18 protein-coding genes are annotated in these 18,398 nt (G+C 65.8%); 11 read left to right on the top strand and 7 right to left on the bottom strand.

The window, feature by feature from the left end; all coding sequences use genetic code 11:
- Positions 1 to 103 precede the first annotated feature (103 nt).
- Both htpX and XH79_RS05030 read left to right on the top strand, forming a co-directional pair.
- A complete protein-coding gene (gene htpX / locus XH79_RS05035; protein ID WP_212348027.1) occupies positions 104 to 1,063 on the top strand; it encodes a zinc metalloprotease HtpX in 960 nt (319 codons plus the stop codon).
- 135 nt (positions 1,064 to 1,198) lie between these two features.
- A complete protein-coding gene (locus tag XH79_RS05030; protein ID WP_271580916.1) occupies positions 1,199 to 1,840 on the top strand; it encodes a tetratricopeptide repeat protein in 642 nt (213 codons plus the stop codon).
- A 183-nt stretch (positions 1,841 to 2,023) separates the two neighbouring features.
- Here the strand turns inward: XH79_RS05030 and XH79_RS05025 are convergent, their stop codons facing one another.
- Together XH79_RS05025 and XH79_RS05020 are read right to left on the bottom strand one after the other, a co-directional pair.
- The gene (locus XH79_RS05025) at positions 2,024 to 2,377 is read right to left on the bottom strand and encodes a hypothetical protein (RefSeq protein WP_271580915.1); all 354 of its coding nucleotides are present in this window, start codon (positions 2,375 to 2,377) and stop codon (positions 2,024 to 2,026) included.
- A 163-nt stretch (positions 2,378 to 2,540) separates the two neighbouring features.
- Positions 2,541 to 3,341, bottom strand: coding sequence for a hypothetical protein (locus tag XH79_RS05020; RefSeq protein WP_271580914.1), 801 nt, complete (start codon positions 3,339 to 3,341; stop codon positions 2,541 to 2,543).
- A gap of 218 nt (positions 3,342 to 3,559) precedes the next feature.
- Between XH79_RS05020 and XH79_RS05015 the strand changes: the two genes are divergently transcribed.
- A complete protein-coding gene (locus XH79_RS05015) occupies positions 3,560 to 3,853 on the top strand; it encodes an antibiotic biosynthesis monooxygenase (protein ID WP_271580913.1) in 294 nt (97 codons plus the stop codon).
- 190 nt (positions 3,854 to 4,043) lie between these two features.
- On the opposite strand, the gene XH79_RS05010 is transcribed toward XH79_RS05015, so the two are convergent.
- Positions 4,044 to 5,489: a helix-turn-helix domain-containing protein gene (locus XH79_RS05010; protein WP_271580912.1), complete on the bottom strand. Its 1,446-nt coding sequence runs from the start codon at positions 5,487 to 5,489 to the stop codon at positions 4,044 to 4,046.
- A gap of 230 nt (positions 5,490 to 5,719) precedes the next feature.
- Between XH79_RS05010 and XH79_RS05005 the strand changes: the two genes are divergently transcribed.
- The 3 genes from XH79_RS05005 (at position 5,720) to XH79_RS04995 (ending at position 8,345) form a co-directional block, all read left to right on the top strand.
- Positions 5,720 to 7,354, top strand: coding sequence for an isocitrate lyase (locus XH79_RS05005; RefSeq protein WP_271580911.1), 1,635 nt, complete (start codon positions 5,720 to 5,722; stop codon positions 7,352 to 7,354).
- 30 nt (positions 7,355 to 7,384) lie between these two features.
- Complete coding sequence (locus tag XH79_RS05000; RefSeq protein WP_008560963.1) at positions 7,385 to 7,594, top strand: DUF4170 domain-containing protein; 210 nt, start codon at positions 7,385 to 7,387, stop codon at positions 7,592 to 7,594.
- A 196-nt stretch (positions 7,595 to 7,790) separates the two neighbouring features.
- Positions 7,791 to 8,345 (top strand): hypothetical protein, encoded by a 555-nt coding sequence (locus tag XH79_RS04995; protein ID WP_271580910.1) that lies wholly within the window; start codon positions 7,791 to 7,793, stop codon positions 8,343 to 8,345.
- A gap of 120 nt (positions 8,346 to 8,465) precedes the next feature.
- Here XH79_RS04995 and XH79_RS04990 read toward each other — a convergent pair whose 3' ends face one another.
- Positions 8,466 to 9,347: a metallophosphoesterase family protein gene (locus XH79_RS04990; RefSeq protein ID WP_271580909.1), complete on the bottom strand. Its 882-nt coding sequence runs from the start codon at positions 9,345 to 9,347 to the stop codon at positions 8,466 to 8,468.
- Between the two features lie 92 nt (positions 9,348 to 9,439).
- On the opposite strand from XH79_RS04990, the gene XH79_RS04985 reads away from it, so the two are divergent.
- From XH79_RS04985 to XH79_RS04965, 5 genes are read left to right on the top strand one after another with little or no spacing between them, the layout of a single operon-like run.
- Entirely contained in the window at positions 9,440 to 9,931 is a 492-nt protein-coding gene (locus XH79_RS04985; protein ID WP_212347592.1) for an NUDIX domain-containing protein, read from the top strand.
- 48 nt (positions 9,932 to 9,979) lie between these two features.
- Positions 9,980 to 11,128 (top strand): hypothetical protein, encoded by a 1,149-nt coding sequence (locus tag XH79_RS04980; protein WP_271580908.1) that lies wholly within the window; start codon positions 9,980 to 9,982, stop codon positions 11,126 to 11,128.
- Positions 11,125 to 12,060, top strand: coding sequence for a glycosyltransferase family 2 protein (locus XH79_RS04975; protein ID WP_271580907.1), 936 nt, complete (start codon positions 11,125 to 11,127; stop codon positions 12,058 to 12,060). Before XH79_RS04980 ends, XH79_RS04975 begins: the two co-directional genes overlap by 4 nt.
- A gap of 57 nt (positions 12,061 to 12,117) precedes the next feature.
- On the top strand, positions 12,118 to 12,633 hold the full coding sequence (locus tag XH79_RS04970) for a GNAT family N-acetyltransferase (RefSeq protein ID WP_271580906.1): 516 nt from the start codon (positions 12,118 to 12,120) through the stop codon (positions 12,631 to 12,633).
- Between the two features lie 20 nt (positions 12,634 to 12,653).
- Complete coding sequence (locus tag XH79_RS04965; RefSeq protein WP_271580905.1) at positions 12,654 to 13,136, top strand: GNAT family N-acetyltransferase; 483 nt, start codon at positions 12,654 to 12,656, stop codon at positions 13,134 to 13,136.
- Positions 13,137 to 13,179: 43 nt separating this feature from the next.
- On the opposite strand, the gene XH79_RS04960 is transcribed toward XH79_RS04965, so the two are convergent.
- From XH79_RS04960 to XH79_RS04950, 3 genes are all read right to left on the bottom strand, one after another.
- The gene (locus XH79_RS04960) at positions 13,180 to 15,579 is read right to left on the bottom strand and encodes a TonB-dependent receptor (protein ID WP_271580904.1); all 2,400 of its coding nucleotides are present in this window, start codon (positions 15,577 to 15,579) and stop codon (positions 13,180 to 13,182) included.
- Positions 15,580 to 15,728: 149 nt separating this feature from the next.
- Positions 15,729 to 16,133, bottom strand: a complete 405-nt coding sequence (locus XH79_RS04955; protein WP_271580903.1) for a DUF2946 domain-containing protein — start codon at positions 16,131 to 16,133, stop codon at positions 15,729 to 15,731.
- A gap of 143 nt (positions 16,134 to 16,276) precedes the next feature.
- Positions 16,277 to 18,340: a hypothetical protein gene (locus XH79_RS04950; protein WP_212347612.1), complete on the bottom strand. Its 2,064-nt coding sequence runs from the start codon at positions 18,338 to 18,340 to the stop codon at positions 16,277 to 16,279.
- Positions 18,341 to 18,398: the final 58 nt, after the last annotated feature.

Here is an 18,398-nt window from a genome sequence, read left to right as displayed (position 1 = left end):
GAATCTGCGGCCCGGCGACGCACGAACCTTGCAGCGGCTGCCTGCATCCATACCTCGAAGGGGCCGGCCGGAGGCTTGCCCGCGGCCGTTCCAGGAGACGGCCATGAACTATCTTCGTACCGCAATGCTGCTCGCAGGCCTCACCGCCCTGTTCATGGGGGTGGGCTATCTGATTGGCGGGGCCTCCGGTGCCATGATCGCGCTCGTCATTGCTGCCGCGACCAATCTCTTCACCTACTGGAACTCCGACCGCATGGTGCTGTCGATGTACGGCGCCCATCAGGTCGATCGCGCAAGTGCGCCGGAACTGGTCGGACTCGTTGCGGAACTTGCGGGCCGCGCTGGCCTGCCCATGCCGCGCGTATTCGTGATGGACGAAGCGCAGCCGAATGCGTTCGCGACGGGGCGCAACCCCGAGAACGCCGCAGTCGCCGTCACCACCGGTCTGATGAACCAGCTCAGCCGCGAGGAGCTCGCCGGCGTGATCGCGCACGAGCTCGCGCACATCAAGCATCACGACACGCTGCTGATGACGATCACCGCGACCATTGCGGGTGCCATCTCCATGCTCGCCCAATTCGGCATGTTCTTCGGCGGTCATCGCGACAACAACAGCGGCCCGGGCATCGTCGGCTCGATCCTGCTGATGATCCTGGCCCCGCTCGGCGCCATGCTGGTGCAGATGGCGATCAGCCGCACCCGCGAATATGCAGCGGACAATCTCGGCGGCCGCATCGTCGGCCAGCCGATGTGGCTCGCCTCGGCTCTGATGAAGATCGAGGGCGCCGCGCACCAGGTCCCGAACTTTGAGGCCGAGCGCAATCCCGCGACCGCGCACATGTTCATCATCAATCCGCTGTCTGGGCATGGTATGGACAATCTCTTCACCACCCATCCCTCGACGCAGAACCGCATCGCGGCGCTTCAACAGCTCGCGGCCGAGCTTGGCGCGCATGCGGCGCCGTCGCTGGGCGCCAACGAGAACTATCCGCCACAAGGCCCGTGGGGCCGCTCGTCCTGGCGCGGTCCCTCACGTGGCCCTTCGCGCGGTCCCTGGGGCTGACGGAACCGGGCAGGATTTGCGCGGGGCTTTGTGACCTGGCGCACACAGGATCGTCGCGGCGGGTGCTAACACCTCGCCGTGAGATTTCCTTCGAAAGGGGATGCGTGGCCGGCGCAATGCCGGCCGGCGTCGAAGATGACCAGAGTTGCCGTACCATTGCTGATCGTCCTGGCCGTGCTCGTCGGCCTGTCCACGCATATGGTCGTCAATTGCGGGGACGAGGACGATCCCGATATTTGCGCGGCCGTGATCGGCTTCTCGCCGCTGCGCGGCTCGCTGATCGCCTTTGCCTATGAGGGGCGCGGACGGATCGCGCTGCGCCATGGCGACTTCCGCCGGGCGATCGCCGATTTCGACGAGGCCATCAACCTCAATCCCAACCGCGCCTCGCTCTATCGCGACCGCGCGCTCGCACGCCGGCAGAACGGTGATCTGGAGCTGGCCATCGAGGATTACGACGAGGCGATCGCGCATGATCCCAAGCACGCCGCGCCCTATCACCAGCGCGGCCTCGCGCTCGCGGCCACCGGCGATCTCGATCGCGCCATCCTGAGCTACAACACGGCGGTGCGCCTCGATCCCTCCGATGCGCAGGCGCGCCTCGACCGTGGTCTGGCATTTCTCGCCCGCGGCCAGCTCGACGACGCGCGCGCCGATTTCGAAGCAGCGCTGGCGCTTCCGCCCGGCAAGGACGTCCGCACCCGCGATGCCGCGCGCGCCAAGCTCGCCGAACTCGCCAGTGCCGAGCCGACCCGGCTCACCACGCCAAGGCGGTAGGGATACCTAAAGCGGCATTCGCCGCTGCACCCTCTTCCCTTGCGGGAGAGGGTGGCTCGCCGCGTAGCGGCGAGACGGGTGAGGGGGTTCTATCCTCACGAACAATCTTGCGAGTGGAGAGAACCCCTCATCGGGCGCTTCGCGCCACCTTCTCCCGCAACGGGAGAAGGGAAGGGACCGCGCTTACTTCGCCTTCTTGGCCTTCGCCTTCTTGGCTTTGACCTTCTTCGCCGGCTTCTCGTCCTTTGCCTTCTTCTCCACCTTCACCGTGACAGGCGTGCTGGCGGCGAGGCGCATCGCGCGGGCGTAGCTGTCGGCGACGTTGTCGGCGGACATCTGCAGGCGCTTGGCGGCGGCGGTGGCCTGCTCCATGGTGGCCTTGGCCATCATCTTGAAGCGGTCGCCGGTCTCCTTGCCCTTGGCCTTGGCCGCAAGGCCGTTGAAGCGATCCCGCCGCTCCTTGGCGCGGGTCATCAGGCCCGTATGCAGCTGTCTGGCCAGTTGCCGGATCACGACATCCAGGTCGGCGTCCGCCATGTTCTTCCATCCTCTTGAAAACAGGTATCGATGCGGGCGGGACTATGCAGATCGGGCCCCACCTTGGCAATTGGCGGCCGCCCGTCATCCGCAGCTTCCGGCACCCAAAACAAGAAAGCCGCGCATTTTGCGCGGCTCTTCTGCGTTCTGGCGGTGTTTCGCCTCACTTCAGCGAGGCAACCGGGCCGCTCGATCCTGCCGGGTCGGGGTCGAAGCCGAATACGCCGACGAGGTATTTGTAATAGTCCGGCATCTTTTCCTTGAGCGTCTCGCGCGACTTGGGATCGTGGAATTCGCTCTTTCCGGAGAGGAAGATGCTGGCGGTGACGGCGAAGAACTCCATCGGGTTCTTCATCGCATAGGATTCCTTGGGCAGCATGTCCTTGGACTTGGCCAGGGCATAATAGCCGATCACGCCCTTGTTGGCGTAGCCGTCCGGCAGCAGCCGCGCGTGGAAGGCGTGCAGCATCTCGTGCAGCAGTACGGCCTCCTTCTCGTAGCGCATCATGTCCGGCCGCAGCATGATCACGCCGAGGCCCGAATCGACCGCGAGGTCGACGGCATTGGGATTGGTCCAGCGCTGCTTGGCGGGGTCCCAGACCGTCAGGGCCCGGGGCGCGGTGCGCTGCATGTCCGGCGTGACCCGGCCGTAGCAGGCGGTGGCGGCGCCTTCGTCGAGGCAGGCGAGCTCGCTGGCGACGATCGGAACGGTGTGGAAGAAGCGCAGCACGCGCGGCGAGAGGCCGACGCCTTCGACGACGTCGATCTGGCTCTTGAGGTTCTCGGTGAGCTTGTCGACGTCCTTGCGGTCGCGGTTCTCGGAGATGTCGAACATGTAGCCGCGGTAGCTCTGGAAGCCCGGCGGCAACGCTTGCGCCGCGTCGGCATCGAGCGAACCGGCCCTGGACGGATTGGCAAAGAGCGCGCCGACGATGGTCGCGGTCAGCAGCAACGCAATGCGCATGATGAACCCCCTGATGTCACTTCGCCCGGCAGGATAGGCCGCCGTTGTTTGCGAAAAGTGAGTGGGGCGAGACTAAGGCAGCGATGTTGAGGCGTGCTTAACCGTTGGTTGCGGATCGCGGAGACGGATTAGGGCGGGGTTAACCAAGGATGACGGGGTTTGCTGTCAGGTGTAAGCTCACAGCACCAAGCTTCAAACAGCCGGAAGGGGAGGATGCCATGTATGCCGCCATCCGTCAGGCCAAGGCGAAAAGCGGGAGTGCGGAAGAGCTGACGCGTCGCATCAAGGACGGCGCCGTTCCGATCATCAGCGATGTCGACGGTTTCCGCGCCTATTACGTCGTCTATGCCGGCGACGACACGGTCACCGCGATCTCGATCTTCGACAAGTTCGAGCAGGCCGAGGAGGCGAACAAGCGCGCCATCGCCTGGATCGAGACGAATCTCGGCCCGCTGCTCGCCGGCGACGCGCACGCCGCCGCGGGGCCGGTGATCGTGCATACGCTGGCGTAGGGCTGGCGCGAACTCCCTCAACGAGTCGTCCCGGCGAAGGCCGGGACCCATACTCACAGGCAGGAGTTGTGGCGCGAGATCGGAGTTACCAGTCTTCGCCAAACTACGGCCTGTGGTTATGGGTCCCGGCCTTCGCCGGGACGACACCGAGTTTGTATTGCCCGTCTTTTGCTAAACCCGCAGCCGTCCCTCACAACTCCCTCGCATTCGAGAACGCAAAACTCGACACCCGCCGCGTCGTCTCGTCCAAAATCAGCGTGCGCGTGATCGGCGGCTCGGCGCGCTGGGCGCAGTTTTCGCGCTCGCAGAGGCGGCAGTTGACGCCGATCGGCGTGCCCTCGGTCTTCTCCAGATCCATGCCGGCGGCGTAGGTCAGGCGCGCGGCGTGGCGGATCTCGCAGCCGAGGCCGATGGCGAAGCGCGGCTGCGGCAGCGGATGCGGCGCGACCGGGCGGCGCACCATCTGTGCGATCGAGAAATAGCGCGTGCCGTCGGACAGCTCGATCACCTGCTTGAGCAGGCGGTCCGGCGTGTCGAAGGTCGAGTGCACGTTCCACAGCGGACAGGTGCCGCCGAATTTCGAGAACGGGAACGTGCCGGACGAGAAGCGCTTGGAGACGTTGCCGGCATTGTCGACGCGCAAGAGGAAGAATGGGATGCCGCGCGCGTTCGGCCGTTGCAGCGTGGTGAGGCGGTGGCAGACCTGCTCGAAGCCGGAATTGAAGCGCTGCGCCAGCACGTGGATGTCGTAGTTCAGCGCTTCGGCGGCGGCGAGGAAGGCCGGGTAGGGCATCATCACGGCGGCGGCAAAATAGTTGCCGAGCGTGATCCTGAACAGCCGCCGCGGCGCATCGTCGAGCGGGCCGGCGCGGCCGATGATGGTCTCCAGGGCTTGCGCGCATTCGCCTAAGCCCAGCTGGAAGGCGAGCTGGAACGCGCGGCCGGGCGGGTCGACCAGCTCGGAGATCAGGAGCTGCCGGCGGTGGCGGTCGAAGCGCCGCAGCGTCTCGCGCATCACATCCACCGGCATGATGCGGGTCTGGATTGAATGCTTCTCGCGCAGGCGCTCAACGAGCGCCGCATAAAGCCCCTCGGCCGGCACGTTCAGTTCATCGCGCAGATTTTCCGCGGCCTGCTCGAGTTCCGGAAAATAGTTGCGGTTGGCCTCGATCAGCTCGCGCACGCGTTCGACCGGATTGGCTTCATAGCGCGTTCCGACGTCGCGGTCGGCCATCTGGGCGGCGGCCAGCGTCTCACCCTGGCGGGCCTCGGTATAGGCCGCGTAGAGCCGCTGCAGCGCATGGGTGACGCCGGGGCAGAGCTCGGCGAGGTCCCGCAGTTCCTGCTTGGGAACGTCGATCTGGCGGAACAGCGGATCGGAGAAGATCTCGTTCAGCTCGGCGAAGAAGCGGTCCTCGTCGGCGGTGGCGAGGTCGCGCAAATCGAGGTCGTAGGTCTCGGCCAGCCGCAGCAGGATCTGCGCGGTCACCGGGCGCTGGTTGCGCTCGATCAGGTTGACGTAGCTCGGCGAGATCCCAAGCCCCTCGGCGATCTGGGTCTGCGACAGCCCCAATTGCTGCCGGATCCGCCGGAAGCGCGGGCCGACGAACAGTTTCTTCCCGGATTCGGCGGGCATGTTTCAGATCTCCTGACGCATCAAGGACAGTCTTACTGACCTATATTTTTACAAACTTTACAAAATAACATCTATTACATGTTCTGATGTTACATGACATCACCAATAAAAAACAAGCCATCTATACGAAGTTTCGGTTTTCGCGTTTAGCTCCTGACACGCATCTCGCAATGCATTGTCAAGAATGTCGATGGCCAGCCATCGGCCGTCGTCAGCGAAAGGATAGGCACATGAATTACCAGCCCCGCGGCATCAACGCGCTCCAGCGCCCGGCTTCGTATCAGAGCGAGATCGAGGCAGCCCAGGCGCTCCTCAAGAACCAGCCGACCTGGAACGGCGTGTCGGCCGAGGCTGTCGCCCGCATGCGCCTGCAGAACCGCTTCAAGACCGGTCTCGACGTCGCCCGCTACACCGCGGCGCTGATGCGGGCCGACATGGCGGCCTATGACAAGGACCCGACCAAGTACACGCAGTCGCTGGGCTGCTGGCACGGCTTCATTGCCCAGCAGAAGCTGATCTCGGTCAAGAAGCATTTCGGCGGCAAGACCGATCGCACCTATCTGTACCTCTCGGGCTGGATGATCGCGGCGCTGCGCTCCGAGTTCGGACCGCTGCCCGACCAGTCGATGCACGAGAAGACCTCGGTGCCGGCGCTGATTGAGGAGCTCTACACCTTCCTGCGTCAGGCGGACTCGCGTGAGCTCAACGACATCTTCCGCAACCTCGACAAGGCGCGCAAGGAAGGCGACAACATCCGCGAGAAGGAGCTGATCGAGAAGATCGACAACTTCCAGACCCATGTCGTCCCCGTCATCGCCGACATCGATGCCGGCTTCGGCAATGCGGAGGCGACCTATCTGCTCGCCAAGAAGATGATCGAGGCGGGCGCCTGCGCGCTCCAGATCGAGAACCAGGTCTCGGACGAGAAGCAGTGCGGCCACCAGGACGGCAAGGTCACCGTGCCGCATGACGTCTTCCTCGCCAAGATCCGCGCCTGCCGCCACGCCTTCCTCGAGCTCGGCATCGAAGACGGCATCGTCGTGACCCGCACCGACTCGCTCGGCGCCGGCCTGACGCAGCAGATCGCCGTCAGCCACAAGCCCGGCGACATCGGCGACCAGTACAACAGCTTCCTCGATTGCGAGGAAGTGACGCCGGAGAACGCCCGCAACGGCGACGTCATCATCAACCGAAACGGCAAGATGATGCGTCCGAAGCGGCTGCCCTCCAATCTCTACCAGTTCCGTCCCGGCACCGGTGCGGATCGCTGCGTGCTCGACTGCATCACCTCGCTGCAGAACGGCGCCGACCTGCTCTGGATCGAGACCGAGAAGCCGCATATCGAGCAGATCGCCAGCATGGTCGATCGCATCCGCAAGGTCGTGCCGAACGCCAAGCTCGCCTATAACAACTCGCCGTCGTTCAACTGGACCCTCAACTTCCGTTGGCAGGTCTACGACGCGATGAAGGAAGCGGGCCAGGACGTCAGCAAGTACAACCGTGCCGAGCTGATGAAGGCGGAGTACGACGATACGCCGCTGGCGAAGGAAGCCGACGAGCGCATCCGCACCTTCCAGGCGGATTCGGCCAAGCGCGCCGGCATCTTCCACCACCTGATCACGTTGCCGACCTATCACACGGCAGCGCTCTCGACCGACAACCTCGCTCGCGAGTATTTCGGCGAGCAGGGCATGCTCGGCTACGTCAAGAACGTCCAGCGCGCCGAGATCCGTCAGGGCATCGCCTGCGTGAAGCACCAGAACATGGCCGGCTCCGACATCGGTGACGACCACAAGGAGTACTTCGCGGGCGAAGCCGCCCTGAAGGCGGGCGGCGCCCACAACACCATGAACCAGTTCGGCTAACGCACCACGAGCTTCGACAGGAGACTGACAATGACCAAAGGCAGCAATTTCTGGGTGATCGGCGGCGAGTTCGGTTCGATGAACTTCCACAAGCTCGTGGAGGGCTCGGCCCAGGTCAAAGGCCCCTTCAAGACCCGGAAGGAAGCCGAGGACTGCTGGCGCGAAGTGTCGGAAGAGAGCCGCCACAAGGCCGGCGTCCGCTTCTCGATCGTAGAAGAGCCCTCGCGCGTCTCGGCCTAAAGGCCAGGCTGCCAATCTGAACTAAGAAGACGTCCAAGGACGGATGGTCCCATCCAGGCTCTGCCTGGGTGGGATCGTCTGTTTTTGGCACAGGTGACGCGCCTGTGGGTGCCGTAAGTATCTGGAATTATGGACCCTTTGCGGGCAGCTTGGTTGCTGATAGGTTAACGGCGATAAGTCGAGGACGAGGCCGACAATGTCAGAGCCGGAGACCAGCGGGACCCATCCCAGCCAGCCGCGCCCGGTGCGGCTGCGCGATGCGCTGCTGCGCGCGCGGATCGAGGCCGCCGACCGGACCGGCGTCGTCGTCGACCTCAGGGACGCCGAGGTGGCGCGGCTCGAGATCCTCAATGACGCGCTCGACCCGCTGTTCGCCCAGGTGCCTGACAAGATCGACCTGTTCGACCGCGGCATCAGCCAGGGCGATACGCCGCGGCTCTGGATCGATGTCGTCGCGCACATCATGATGGGGCGCGACAAGCGGATGTACCGCTTCGTCCAGGACACCCGCTTCGGCCGCATCGTGCTGGCCGAGTCGCACGACACGGAGGCAATCGTCGAGGCCGTCACCGACTATGTCGCCCGCCGCATGATCGAGCGCGAGCATGCGATGGTCGTGCCGCCCGAACCGCAAGCCCCGGCCACGGAGCCGCCACGCCGGTCGCGCGTCTGGCCGTTTCTATTCGGCTTCATCCTCGGCGCCGCCGCGCTGTTCGGGCTTGCCGTGCTGGCGGTCTTGCGGAGCTGGTGAAAATACTCACTGTCATTCCGGGGCGCGCGAAGCGCGAGCCCGGAATCCATTTATCGTCACGTACCGCGGTCCGATGGATTCCGGGTTCATGCTTCGCATGCCCCGGAATGACGGCAGGGACTAGATCAACCTCGTATGCTTGATCTGCCCGATCTGAAATCCCGCCCCCAGCGCCCGCACCGTCTGCTCGCAGCGCCAGCCGGCATTGTCCTTCTCGATTGCGAACAGATTGTACGCCGCCGCCGGATAGCGTCCGTGTGCGAGCGCGGAGGCCGAGGGCACGCCCAGCGCGGGAATGTTGCCGTTGGGACCCTCGAACCACATCGTCGAATGAATGTGGTCGTGTCCGTGCAGGATCAGCTCCACGCCGTGGCGCTTCAAGAGTGCCAGGAGATCGGTGGAGTCCGTCATCCGCTTCTGGCGCGCGGCGGACTTCAGGGGATGATGCACCAACAGCACGCGGAAGACGTCCTCAGCCGCGAGCCGGTCGAGCACCTGCTCGAGGGCGGCGAGCTGATCGCGCCCGAGCGTGCCCGTCGCCATCAGCGGCAGGGTCGGCACCGCCGTGGACAGGCTGATCAGCGCCAGCGGCCCGCGCCGGCGCACGCTCGGAAAACCGATGCGGCCGTCGTCGCCCGCGAGATAGGGTGCGAAGGTCTCGCCGAAGCGATGAGAGGTGGCGCGGACATAGGCGTCGTGATTGCCGGGAATCGTGGTGACGCGGTCGGGCGGCCCGACCTCGTCGAGCCAGGCGCGTGCGGGGGCGAACTCGGCCTCCAGCGCCAGGTTGACGAGATCGCCCGTCACTGCGATGTGGTCGGGCGCCTGCGCCTTCATGTCGGCGACGAGCGCGTCGAGCACCTCGCGGCGCTGGTATTTGTGGCGGTTGCGCGTCCAGTTGACGTAGCCGAGCGCGCGCTTGCCGGCGAGCTCGATCAGCCGCGGCTTCGGCAGCGGCGCCAGATGCGGGTCGGACAGATGGGCGAGCGTGAAGGGGGCCATGGCGCGCGATTGCCTCGCTATTCCTCCGCTGTAATGGCAAGGTCGAAAGGACTGTGCAAGCGTGGTCCCCACAGGGGCCTGTTGGGAGCCTGATGGGGGATCGTCTGAACCGCGTTCGACGCAAATTCGAGCCGCTGCTGCGGCGGATCTTCCACGTCTATTTCCTGCTAGTGCGCGGCATGACGCTTGGGGTCCGCGCCGTGGTGCTGGACGCCGAGAACCGGGTGTTTCTGGTCAGGCACAGCTACATCAGCGGCTGGTATCTGCCCGGCGGCGGCGTCGATCTCGGCGAGACCATGGAGCAGGCGATGCGGCGCGAGCTCAAGGAGGAGGGCGACATCGATCTCACCGGCGAGGCCGTGCTGCACGGCATCTTCTTCAACAGCCACATCTCCCGGCGCGACCACGTCGCGGTCTATGTCGTCAGGCAGTTCAGGCAGGATCGGCTGCCCGAGCCCAACCGCGAGATCGTCGAATGCGGGTTCTTCGCGATTTCCGCATTGCCCGAAGGGACCACGCTCGGTACCCGGCAAAGACTCGCGGAGGTGCTGGATGGCCGGCCGCTGATTGCGACGTGGCGGTGAGGGCGGCCTGTGCTAGTAACCTGCCCCAAAGCGCGCCACGGAAACCGGATGAAGATTGCCAAACTCGCCTTCGGTCTGATCTGCCTTGCGATCCTCGCCAGCAACATCGTCACGATGTCGCGCTGGAGCGAGGCACGCGGGGTCTATGACGACATCTGCTATCTCCGGCAGGCCCATCTGTTCCAGCGCCTCGGCATCGCCGGGCTCAACACCAATGTTGTGCTGGATGACGATGACTATGCCAAAGGCAGGTGGAAGGCGATCGCGTATGCCGAGTGGAGCGATTCGACGCGCTGGCCGTGCCACAATCCGATGCCGAGCGGAAACATCGTGATACAATATCCGCCCGGCACCGGATTTTTGCTGGCGCTGTTTCCGGAAGACCATCAGGTCGTGCCGCTCTACGTTGCCGCAAGCCTGATCGTCTGCGGCCTCGCGCTATCGGCCATTGCCATGGCGCGCACGCAGTCGTCGATCGTCGGCGCCGGCCTGTTCGGCGCGCTCGCGGTCTATCTCATGATCAACCCGGCGAAGGCGAGCTATTCGGTCGCGCCGACCATGGCGATCTGCGCCGTCGCGGGCTTCCTGACCGCGCTATGGCTGAGCAGGGACAGGCGCAGCGTGCTACTGATTGCACTGATCGGACTTCTGCTGGGCGCGTCGGTCAATTTCAGGTTGCCGAACGCGCTGCTCGCGGCCGGCTATTGCCTGTTTCTGGCTGGTGCATTCCTGTCGGCGCGGACGCTTGCGACCTTCATGCAGGGCCTCGGCTTCGGCGCCGGCGTGCTCGTCGGCATGAGCCCGACATTGATCGCGCAGGCCATCAACGCCGGCAGCCCGCTGGCGACGACATACGGCAGCGCCGACGTGGTCGCGCCGGCCTTTGATCTCGCCATTCTCGGCCAGTACCTGCGCGACATGCAGTTCGTGCTGATCGTGCTGGCGATCGGTTCGACGGCTTGGCTGCTGCGGGCGGGCAAGGGGACCGTGCGTCAGGTCGCGCTCGTCGTCGCCGGCAATCTCCTCGTCAATCTCGTCTTCTTCCTCAGCCATCCGATCTTCACGCCCTATTACATCGTGCCGATCGCGATGCTCTCGCTGTGGAGCGTCTGGTTCGCCTGGCTGATGCGGGAGCCGGGGTGGCAGGTCGCGGCACTCCGGCCGCAGCCGGGGCGGCTGGAGGCGCTGCCGCAATGACATCCGCGCCACTTCGAATCGCGGTGCTGGTGCCCTGCTACAACGAGGAGGCGGCGGTCGCGTGCGTCGCCGCCGGATTCCGTGCCGCGCTGCCGTCGGCGGAGATCTACGTCTACGACAACAACTCGCGCGATCGCACCACGGCCGTTGCGCGCGAGGCCGGTGCCATCGTGCGCAGCGAGCGTCGGCAGGGCAAGGGCCACGTGGTGCGCCGCATGTTCGCCGACGTCGAGGCCGACATCTATGTCCTGGTCGACGGCGATGCCACCTATGACGCGCCGAGCGCGCCGCGCATGATCGACAAGCTGCTCGACGAGCACCTCGACATGGTGGTCGGGCTCCGCATCGACCAGTCGCAGGCGGCCTACCGCCTCGGCCATCGCACCGGCAACCGCATGCTGACCGGCTTTCTGGCCTGGACCTTCGGCCGCGACTTCCAGGACATCTTGTCCGGCTATCGCGTGTTTTCGCGCCGCTTCGTCAAGTCCTTCCCCGTCCTGTCCGACGGTTTCGAGATCGAAACGGAGCTCGCGGTTTACGCACTGGAATTGTCGCTGCCGGTCGCCGAGGTCGAAACGCCCTATTACGCACGACCCGAGGGTTCGTTCTCGAAGCTCAACACCTGGCGTGACGGCTTTCGCATCCTCGGCACCATGCTGAAGCTGTACCGCGCGGAGAAGCCGCTGCGCTTCTTCAGCGCCATCGCAATCCTGCTGGCCGCTGTGTCGATCGTGCTTGCGATCCCGATCGTGATCACCTTCATCGAGACCGGGCTCGTGCCGCGTTTCCCGACTGCCATCCTGTCGATGGGGCTGATGATCATGGCGATGCTGTCGGTCTCGTCCGGGCTCGTGCTCGACACGGTGACGCGGGGGCGGCAGGAGATGAAGATGCTGGCCTACCTGTCCCAGCCGGCGCTGAAAAGGAACTGAGGTTGGCTGCAACGCCCATGGACCTCAACATTCGCAAATGCTACTCCGCCAGACGATATGAGCGATCTCTCCCTGACCATCCTTCCCGAAGCCGCCGGCGACGCCCAGGCGATCGAACGGCTGCATGAGCGTACCTTCGGCCCCGGCCGCTTCGTGCTCAGCGCCTACCGCATCCGCGAGCACGTCGACCATCTGCTCGACGTCTCCTTCACCGCCCGCATCGGCACGCTGCTGGTCGGCTCGGTCAGGCAATTGCCGGTGCTGGTCGGTGACACGCCGGCGCTGCTGCTCGGGCCGCTCACCGTCGAGCCGCCGTTCCGCGACCGCGGCATCGGCCGCTTGTTGATGGAGCGCGCGCTGAAGGACGCCAAGGCGAGGGGCCACCGCCTGGTGCTGCTGGTCGGCGATGAGCCCTATTACAGCCGCGTCGGCTTCAAGCCGGTCCCCAAGGGCCGCGTCACCATGCCCGGCCCGGTCGACGCAGCCCGCATCCTGGTGTTCGAGCTCGTCGACGGCGCCTTCGAGGGCGTGTCGGGGCAGGTCGTGCCCGACTGGAGCAAGGCGCGGGGATAGCTGCTACTGGAGCTTCGACCATGCAGGTGCGGCCCGCCGATGCCAGTGAGATCGATCATCTCGCACAGCTATGGCACGATGCCTGGCACGGGTCGCATGCCTCGCTTGCGCCGCCCGAGCTGGTCCGCCTCCGCACCCTCTCGAGCTTTCGCGACCGGCTCGCGGTCATGCTTCCCAATATCAGCGTTGTCGGCCCAGCCGGTGCGCCTCTCGGCTTCTGCGCCATCAGGGACGGTGAATTATACCAGCTCTTCGTATCATCCGAGGCGCATGGCGCGGGCGTGGCCGCAGCGCTGATCGTCGACGCCGAGACCCGCCTCGCTGCGCGCGGTGTAGAGCTGGCGTGGCTGGCATGTGCCGTCGGCAACAACCGCGCTGCACGGTTCTACGAGAAAAGCGGCTGGCGCAACGCCGGCACCTTCGTGATGCTATCGGAGACCTCGAACGGGCCGTTCCCCGTCGACCAGTGGCGCTTCGAGAAGCGGCTGGCGTGCTCGACGTGAGCATGTCGGGGCCCGCAGACGCAGGCCCCGACGAGAGCCGAGGCTAAAACTTGAAGTTCGCGAACGCCCGCACGCCGATGCCCGGCATCAGCACCTCGTCCTTGGTGTAGGACACCGAGTTGCGGATGCTTTCGTTGAGGAGATTGTTGCCGACGATGCCGGCAATCATCTCGCGCGCGCCGAACCAGTTGCGATCGAGCTTGGTCTTGTAGCTCACCTCGGCCTTCAGCAGATTGTAGCCCGGCGTCGGCGTCTCCGCGATCGGGGCGATATTGTTCTGTGCGAAGGCATGCAGCAGATTGACCCGCATCAGCCAGTTGTCGTCGCGCCAGAACACGCCGCCGCCCAGCCGCACCGGCGGAATCCGCGGCACGTTGGTGCCGTCGGTGAAGGTGGCGCGGACGAAATCGAGCTGGTTCTCGATGCCCCAGATGCCGCCCTGGAACGCGCCGATATCGAGCTGCGACTGGAATTCGCCGCCGCGGAAGTTGGCATTGCGTTGCGAATAGACCGCCTGGTTCAACTCCGCGCCGGGTGTGCCGCAGGAGGCGAAGTCGTCGTCGCACATCACGCCGGTGAGGCGGCGATAGATGAAATTGTCGAAATGCGTGTAGTAGACGGTCGCCTCGAAGCGGAACGGTCCCGTCGCCTTGCGCACGCCGAGCTCGACGGACTTGGCGGTCTCGATGGCGAGGTTAGGATTGCCGATGTCGAAGGTCGCCGTCGCGTCGTGGCCGCCGCGGGAAAACAGCTCGGCCGCCTTCGGCGCGCGCTCGACATATTGCGCGGTGATGCTGCCGACCATGCCGCCCGGCAGGTCCTGCAACAGGCCGATGCTGCCGCTCTTCGGCGTGTAGGACGGATTGCGCGCGATCGCCGTCTGCGGCGTGCCGTCGGGCAGATAATCCGCCGGGAAGTTCGGCGTCGTGCCGTGCAGCTCGACATGCTCGATGCGCCCGGCGATCTGCGCCCGCGTCGCTTCCGTGAACTTGAACTCGTTGAAGGCGTAAGCCGCGACGCGCGTGTTGTTGTTGGGGTCCCACAGGCCGTTGAACAGCGTGCCGGGATTGTCCGGGCTCGGCGCGCTCAATTCCTGATGGCCAACCTGGAAGCCCAGCGCCGTCGTCACCTCGGCGAAGCGCGCGTTGAACGGCATCAGCTGCACCTCGGTGCGGATCTCCTGCTCCTTGTTGGTGAAGGTCTGTCTGATGCCGTCGCTGTTGAGATCGGCGGGATCGGCAAGGCCGATCTCGTTGTGCCGGTAGTCGGTCGCGCCGGCCCAGAAGCGAATCGTGTCGATCGCGGTCGCATCGGGGCGGTACTCGCCCTTGACGTTGATCTTGGTCTGGTGGCCGTCGATGCGCGTCTGGTGATCGGCGCCGTCGATGCCGGGGATGTGGTAGAGCGAGTCGTTCTGCGTGATCGCAGCCCCGATATAGCCGCCCTGGAAGAAGTAGGAGCCGCCGATCGAGGCGCCGTCCGAGCGCGTCGCCGAGTTCGGCTGGCGCCCGTTCACGGGCCGCGTCTGGTCGTTCAGGTAGGGGTAGCTCGGGATGTTGTAATCGGAGGTCGTGCGGCCATAGGCATCGGCATGGAAGGCAAAATTGCCGCCGCCGGTGTCGAGCAGCACGCCGCTCTCGACGCCGCGATCGACCGAAGAGAACGCGGTGCGCGTCTCCGCGGTGACGCAAGGCGATGTCGCGGCTGATGCGAGCGGCGCCTTGGTCGGCATTCCCCAGGTCTGGAACGACGGCGCGCAAGACGGCAGCGCATCCGGGATGCGGTTGTTGGTGGCGCTGACGACGCCGCCGATCGAGGTCGAGCCGTAGCGCAGCGCCGCCGGCCCGCGCACCACCTCGACCTGGTTGGTGGCGAGCGGATCGATCGGCACGAAATGATCCTCGCCGAGATCGGAGGCGCCGCCGCCATTGGTGCCGTTCTCGACGATGCCGACGCGGTTGACGTCGAGACCCCGGATGATCGGCCGGCTGGAGGCGCCGGGTGCGAAGCTCGAGCCGGTGATGCCGGGCTTGGAGAACAGGAGATCGCCGAGCTGGCCGCCGCCCTCGCGGCGGATCTCGTCGTTCGGCACCACGGTGACGGTGGCGAACTGGTTGGTCACGATTGGCAGCACGCCCTGCTGAGGCGCGGCCGCCGCAGCCGCCGCGGGCGCTGCCGGCGTCGCTTCCGCCGTGCGCTGCTGGCTGCGGGAGCGTCCGGTGCGGGCGACGCGGACCGGGCTGCGGGTCGGCACCACCCTGCGCACGATCGGGCTCGGCGCCGTCACGGTGACGGCGGGGATCTCCGTCGATGACTTGTCTTGCGCAGGTGCTTGTGCAGGCGCCTGTGCGAGCTCTTGGGCGAACGCAGATGTGGCGGCGGCGCCGAGCAGGAGCAGGCTCGCTCCGGCGAGACGCTGCGCGCGTCGCAATTCAAATGACATGGTCCTGATTCCACTCAGGCGCCGTCCGGAAGATTCTTTGCTGATCGGAGGCGGCCTGCCGTCGCAGCGCGACGGAATTCGACTTCAAACTTTCTCCCGGCCGATCGCCTGAAGCGGCGAGGGCGGGCGTGATCTAGCGATGTCTGGAGTCAGGACGCGGGAGGGGCGCGCGGCTGGAACGCCGTGCCGGCCGATTTCAGATGGATGAACTCGGCATCAGTGGTGCGGTAGAGCAGCTCGATCGCCTGCGGCAGCTGCAGCAGCGGCGGCGTCGCGAACAGGACCGTGCCTGCCATCGCAACGACGGCGCAGATCGCGCAATTGTCGTCGCCCGGCTGCTCCCGGTCCGGGGCGGAGGGCGATTGCTTCTGGACCGAAGCATCGTCGACCGAAGCGATGTCCTTGCTGCTGTCGGTCTGCTGAAGCGAGGCTGCCGCGAGGGGGGCGGCCTGGGCGAACCAGTGGCTATGGCCGAAGGTCAGCGCGAATTGCACCAGCATCGCGAACAACGCGAGCCGGGCACCGTGCCTGATATTCGACCGGAACCACTTCATCTGCAGACGCCACCCCGCATCGCGAGGCGCCAACCCTGGGGCATCGCGATGTTATAATGTAACATCGCCTGACCGGTCGGTGGATGTCAACGGCAGGGCGGGCCGCGCGTACAGGCAGCCGGCCCGATGTGTCCTTCGGGCAACTAGCGCCCCTCGCGCACCCAGGTCGCAGCAAACGCGCCGAGCAGCAGCAGCAGGCCGATCAGGCCGGCGAAGATCGGCAGCACGCCGACGCCCTTCACGACGCTGGCGTCGCGCATCCGCACGCCCATCCAGCCGTCGCCGGCAAAGACGCTCGCCGAGCGCGACGGCACGATGCGCGGCAGCTCGACATTGTTGCCGTCGACGACGCGCACGGCATTGCCGCCGGTCGCCTGCGTCAGCGGCCTCAATGTCTCGGTGGTGGAGGTGACCTCCGAAAATTCCTTCGGATTGGTCGGGCCGACATTGATGAGCGCCTTCAGCGTGCCGTCGGTCGCCTGCCACAGGCCGAGCTCGTTCGCCGGCAGGCTCGCGCGCCACTCGCCGGGATCGCCGGCGCTGAGCGTCAGGTCTTGCGACACGCCCGACGGCGAGGTCACGCTGACGGGCTGGACGCTGTCCGCCATGGTCTGGCGCACCACGACGAGATTCTTGCCCTGCACCTGGAGGCGCAGCGCTTCCTCGTCGAGATCGGGCTGCTTCATCAGCCAATGCGACATCCGCCTGAGCAAATCGAGATGCGGGCCGCCGCCCTCATAGCCGCGTGCCCACAGCCAGATGTGGTCGGAGAGCAGCAGCGCGACGCGCCCCTCGCCGAAGCGCGACAGGAACAGCAGCGGCTTGCCGTCGAGGCCCGTCATCACCGGCGGGTTGACGGAATTGCGGGTGTCGACGGTGCGGAAGAACCGGCTCCAGCGCGGCGGCTCGGATCCCGATCCCTCCAACCCACGCGTGACCGGATGGCGTTTGCCGATATCGGACAGATGCGCATAGAACGGTTTTTCGGTCACGCCGACCGGCTCGGCCGGCAGCACCGAATCCAGCGGCGTGCGCCAGATGCTGGTGTTGGAGGCGTAGTCGGGGCCGGCCGAGACCAGCACCGCGCCGCCGCCGCGCACATAGCGCGCGATGTTGTCGAAATAGGCGATCGGCAGCACGCCCTGGCGGGCGTAGCGGTCGAAGATGATCAGCTGGAATTCGTTGATCTTCTGCTGGAACAGCTCGCGGGTCGGAAACGCGATCAGCGACAATTCGTTGATCGGCGTGCCGTCCTGCTTCTCCGGCGGCCTTAGAATCGTGAAGTGTACGAGGTCGACGCTGGCGTCGGACTTCAGGAGGTTGCGCCAGGTGCGCTCGCCGGAATGCGGCTCGCCCGAGACCAGCAGCACGCGCAGCTTGTCGCGCACGCCGTCGATGGCGACGACGGCGCGGTTGTTCACCGGCGTCAATTCCTTCTCGAGCGGCGAGGCCTCGATCTCGACGATGTTCGGCCCGGCATGCTTGATGTCGACGTCGACGCTCGCGCTCTGGCCGCTGGAGAGCGTGCGCTCGTTGATCACCTCGCCGTCGCGGCGCACCGTGACCCTGGCGCGCTCGCCGGAAACGCCCTGGTCGTCGAGCCGGTAGCTGATGGTCTGCATCTGGCCGACGATGCCGAAGCGCGGCGCCGCCGTGATCGCGATGCGGCGGTCGCGCTCGTCCTTCTGTCCGGTGATCAGCGCGTGCACCGGCGCCTGGAAGCCGAGCGCGGCGGCGCTCGCGGGAATATCGTGAACGCGGCCGTCGGTGATCAGGAACGCGCCGGCGACGCGGTCGACCGGCACGTCCGACAGCGCCGAGGCGAGGGCGCCGAACAGTCTCGTGCCGTCGGTCTCGCCGTCGGCCTGGCCGGCGTCGACGACGCGGACCTCCAGGCCCTTGATCTTCTTCAGGCCGTCGACCAGCGCCTCCTGCGCCTGGGCGGCCTCGCGATTGCGGTTGCCGAAATTCTGGCTCGGGCTCTTGTCGACGACGATGGCCGCGACCGAGGTGAGCGGATCGCGGTCCTCGCGGGTGAAGGAGGGATTGGCGAGCGCCAGCAGGAACAGCGCCAGCGCGGCCACACGCACGGCCGCACCGCGGGCACGCGCCACCAGCAGCAGGATGGCGATGACCACGATCGCGGCCAGCGCGAGCCACAGGACGATCGCGGGAACAAGCGGCGTGAACGCGATGCCGTAATTCATATCGAGCTTCTATTCGTTGAGAGCATGATCTCGCCGGAAAACCGGCTTCCACTTTTCC

It is taken from the genome of Bradyrhizobium sp. CCBAU 45389, from assembly GCF_028128625.1.
Classification (GTDB): Bacteria; Pseudomonadota; Alphaproteobacteria; order Rhizobiales; family Xanthobacteraceae; genus Bradyrhizobium; species Bradyrhizobium liaoningense_B.
The sequence above is the reverse complement of the archived record's forward strand: the minus strand, read 5'-3'. Positions and strand labels throughout refer to the sequence as shown.

Excerpts from the sequence above, each read along its gene's own strand:
- htpX (WP_212348027.1), top strand. The coding sequence starts at position 104 with ATGAACTATCTTCGTACCGCAATGCTGCTCGCAGGCCTCACCGCCCTG.
- XH79_RS05030 (WP_271580916.1), top strand. The coding sequence starts at position 1,199 with ATGACCAGAGTTGCCGTACCATTGCTGATCGTCCTGGCCGTGCTCGTC.
- XH79_RS05025 (WP_271580915.1), bottom strand. The coding sequence starts at position 2,377 with ATGGCGGACGCCGACCTGGATGTCGTGATCCGGCAACTGGCCAGACAG.
- XH79_RS05020 (WP_271580914.1), bottom strand. The coding sequence starts at position 3,341 with ATGCGCATTGCGTTGCTGCTGACCGCGACCATCGTCGGCGCGCTCTTT.
- XH79_RS05015 (WP_271580913.1), top strand. The coding sequence starts at position 3,560 with ATGTATGCCGCCATCCGTCAGGCCAAGGCGAAAAGCGGGAGTGCGGAA.
- XH79_RS05010 (WP_271580912.1), bottom strand. The coding sequence starts at position 5,489 with ATGCCCGCCGAATCCGGGAAGAAACTGTTCGTCGGCCCGCGCTTCCGG.
- XH79_RS05005 (WP_271580911.1), top strand. The coding sequence starts at position 5,720 with ATGAATTACCAGCCCCGCGGCATCAACGCGCTCCAGCGCCCGGCTTCG.
- XH79_RS05000 (WP_008560963.1), top strand. The coding sequence starts at position 7,385 with ATGACCAAAGGCAGCAATTTCTGGGTGATCGGCGGCGAGTTCGGTTCG.
- XH79_RS04995 (WP_271580910.1), top strand. The coding sequence starts at position 7,791 with ATGTCAGAGCCGGAGACCAGCGGGACCCATCCCAGCCAGCCGCGCCCG.
- XH79_RS04990 (WP_271580909.1), bottom strand. The coding sequence starts at position 9,347 with ATGGCCCCCTTCACGCTCGCCCATCTGTCCGACCCGCATCTGGCGCCG.
- XH79_RS04985 (WP_212347592.1), top strand. The coding sequence starts at position 9,440 with ATGGGGGATCGTCTGAACCGCGTTCGACGCAAATTCGAGCCGCTGCTG.
- XH79_RS04980 (WP_271580908.1), top strand. The coding sequence starts at position 9,980 with ATGAAGATTGCCAAACTCGCCTTCGGTCTGATCTGCCTTGCGATCCTC.
- XH79_RS04975 (WP_271580907.1), top strand. The coding sequence starts at position 11,125 with ATGACATCCGCGCCACTTCGAATCGCGGTGCTGGTGCCCTGCTACAAC.
- XH79_RS04970 (WP_271580906.1), top strand. The coding sequence starts at position 12,118 with ATGAGCGATCTCTCCCTGACCATCCTTCCCGAAGCCGCCGGCGACGCC.
- XH79_RS04965 (WP_271580905.1), top strand. The coding sequence starts at position 12,654 with ATGCAGGTGCGGCCCGCCGATGCCAGTGAGATCGATCATCTCGCACAG.
- XH79_RS04960 (WP_271580904.1), bottom strand. The coding sequence starts at position 15,579 with ATGTCATTTGAATTGCGACGCGCGCAGCGTCTCGCCGGAGCGAGCCTG.
- XH79_RS04955 (WP_271580903.1), bottom strand. The coding sequence starts at position 16,133 with ATGAAGTGGTTCCGGTCGAATATCAGGCACGGTGCCCGGCTCGCGTTG.
- XH79_RS04950 (WP_212347612.1), bottom strand. The coding sequence starts at position 18,340 with ATGAATTACGGCATCGCGTTCACGCCGCTTGTTCCCGCGATCGTCCTG.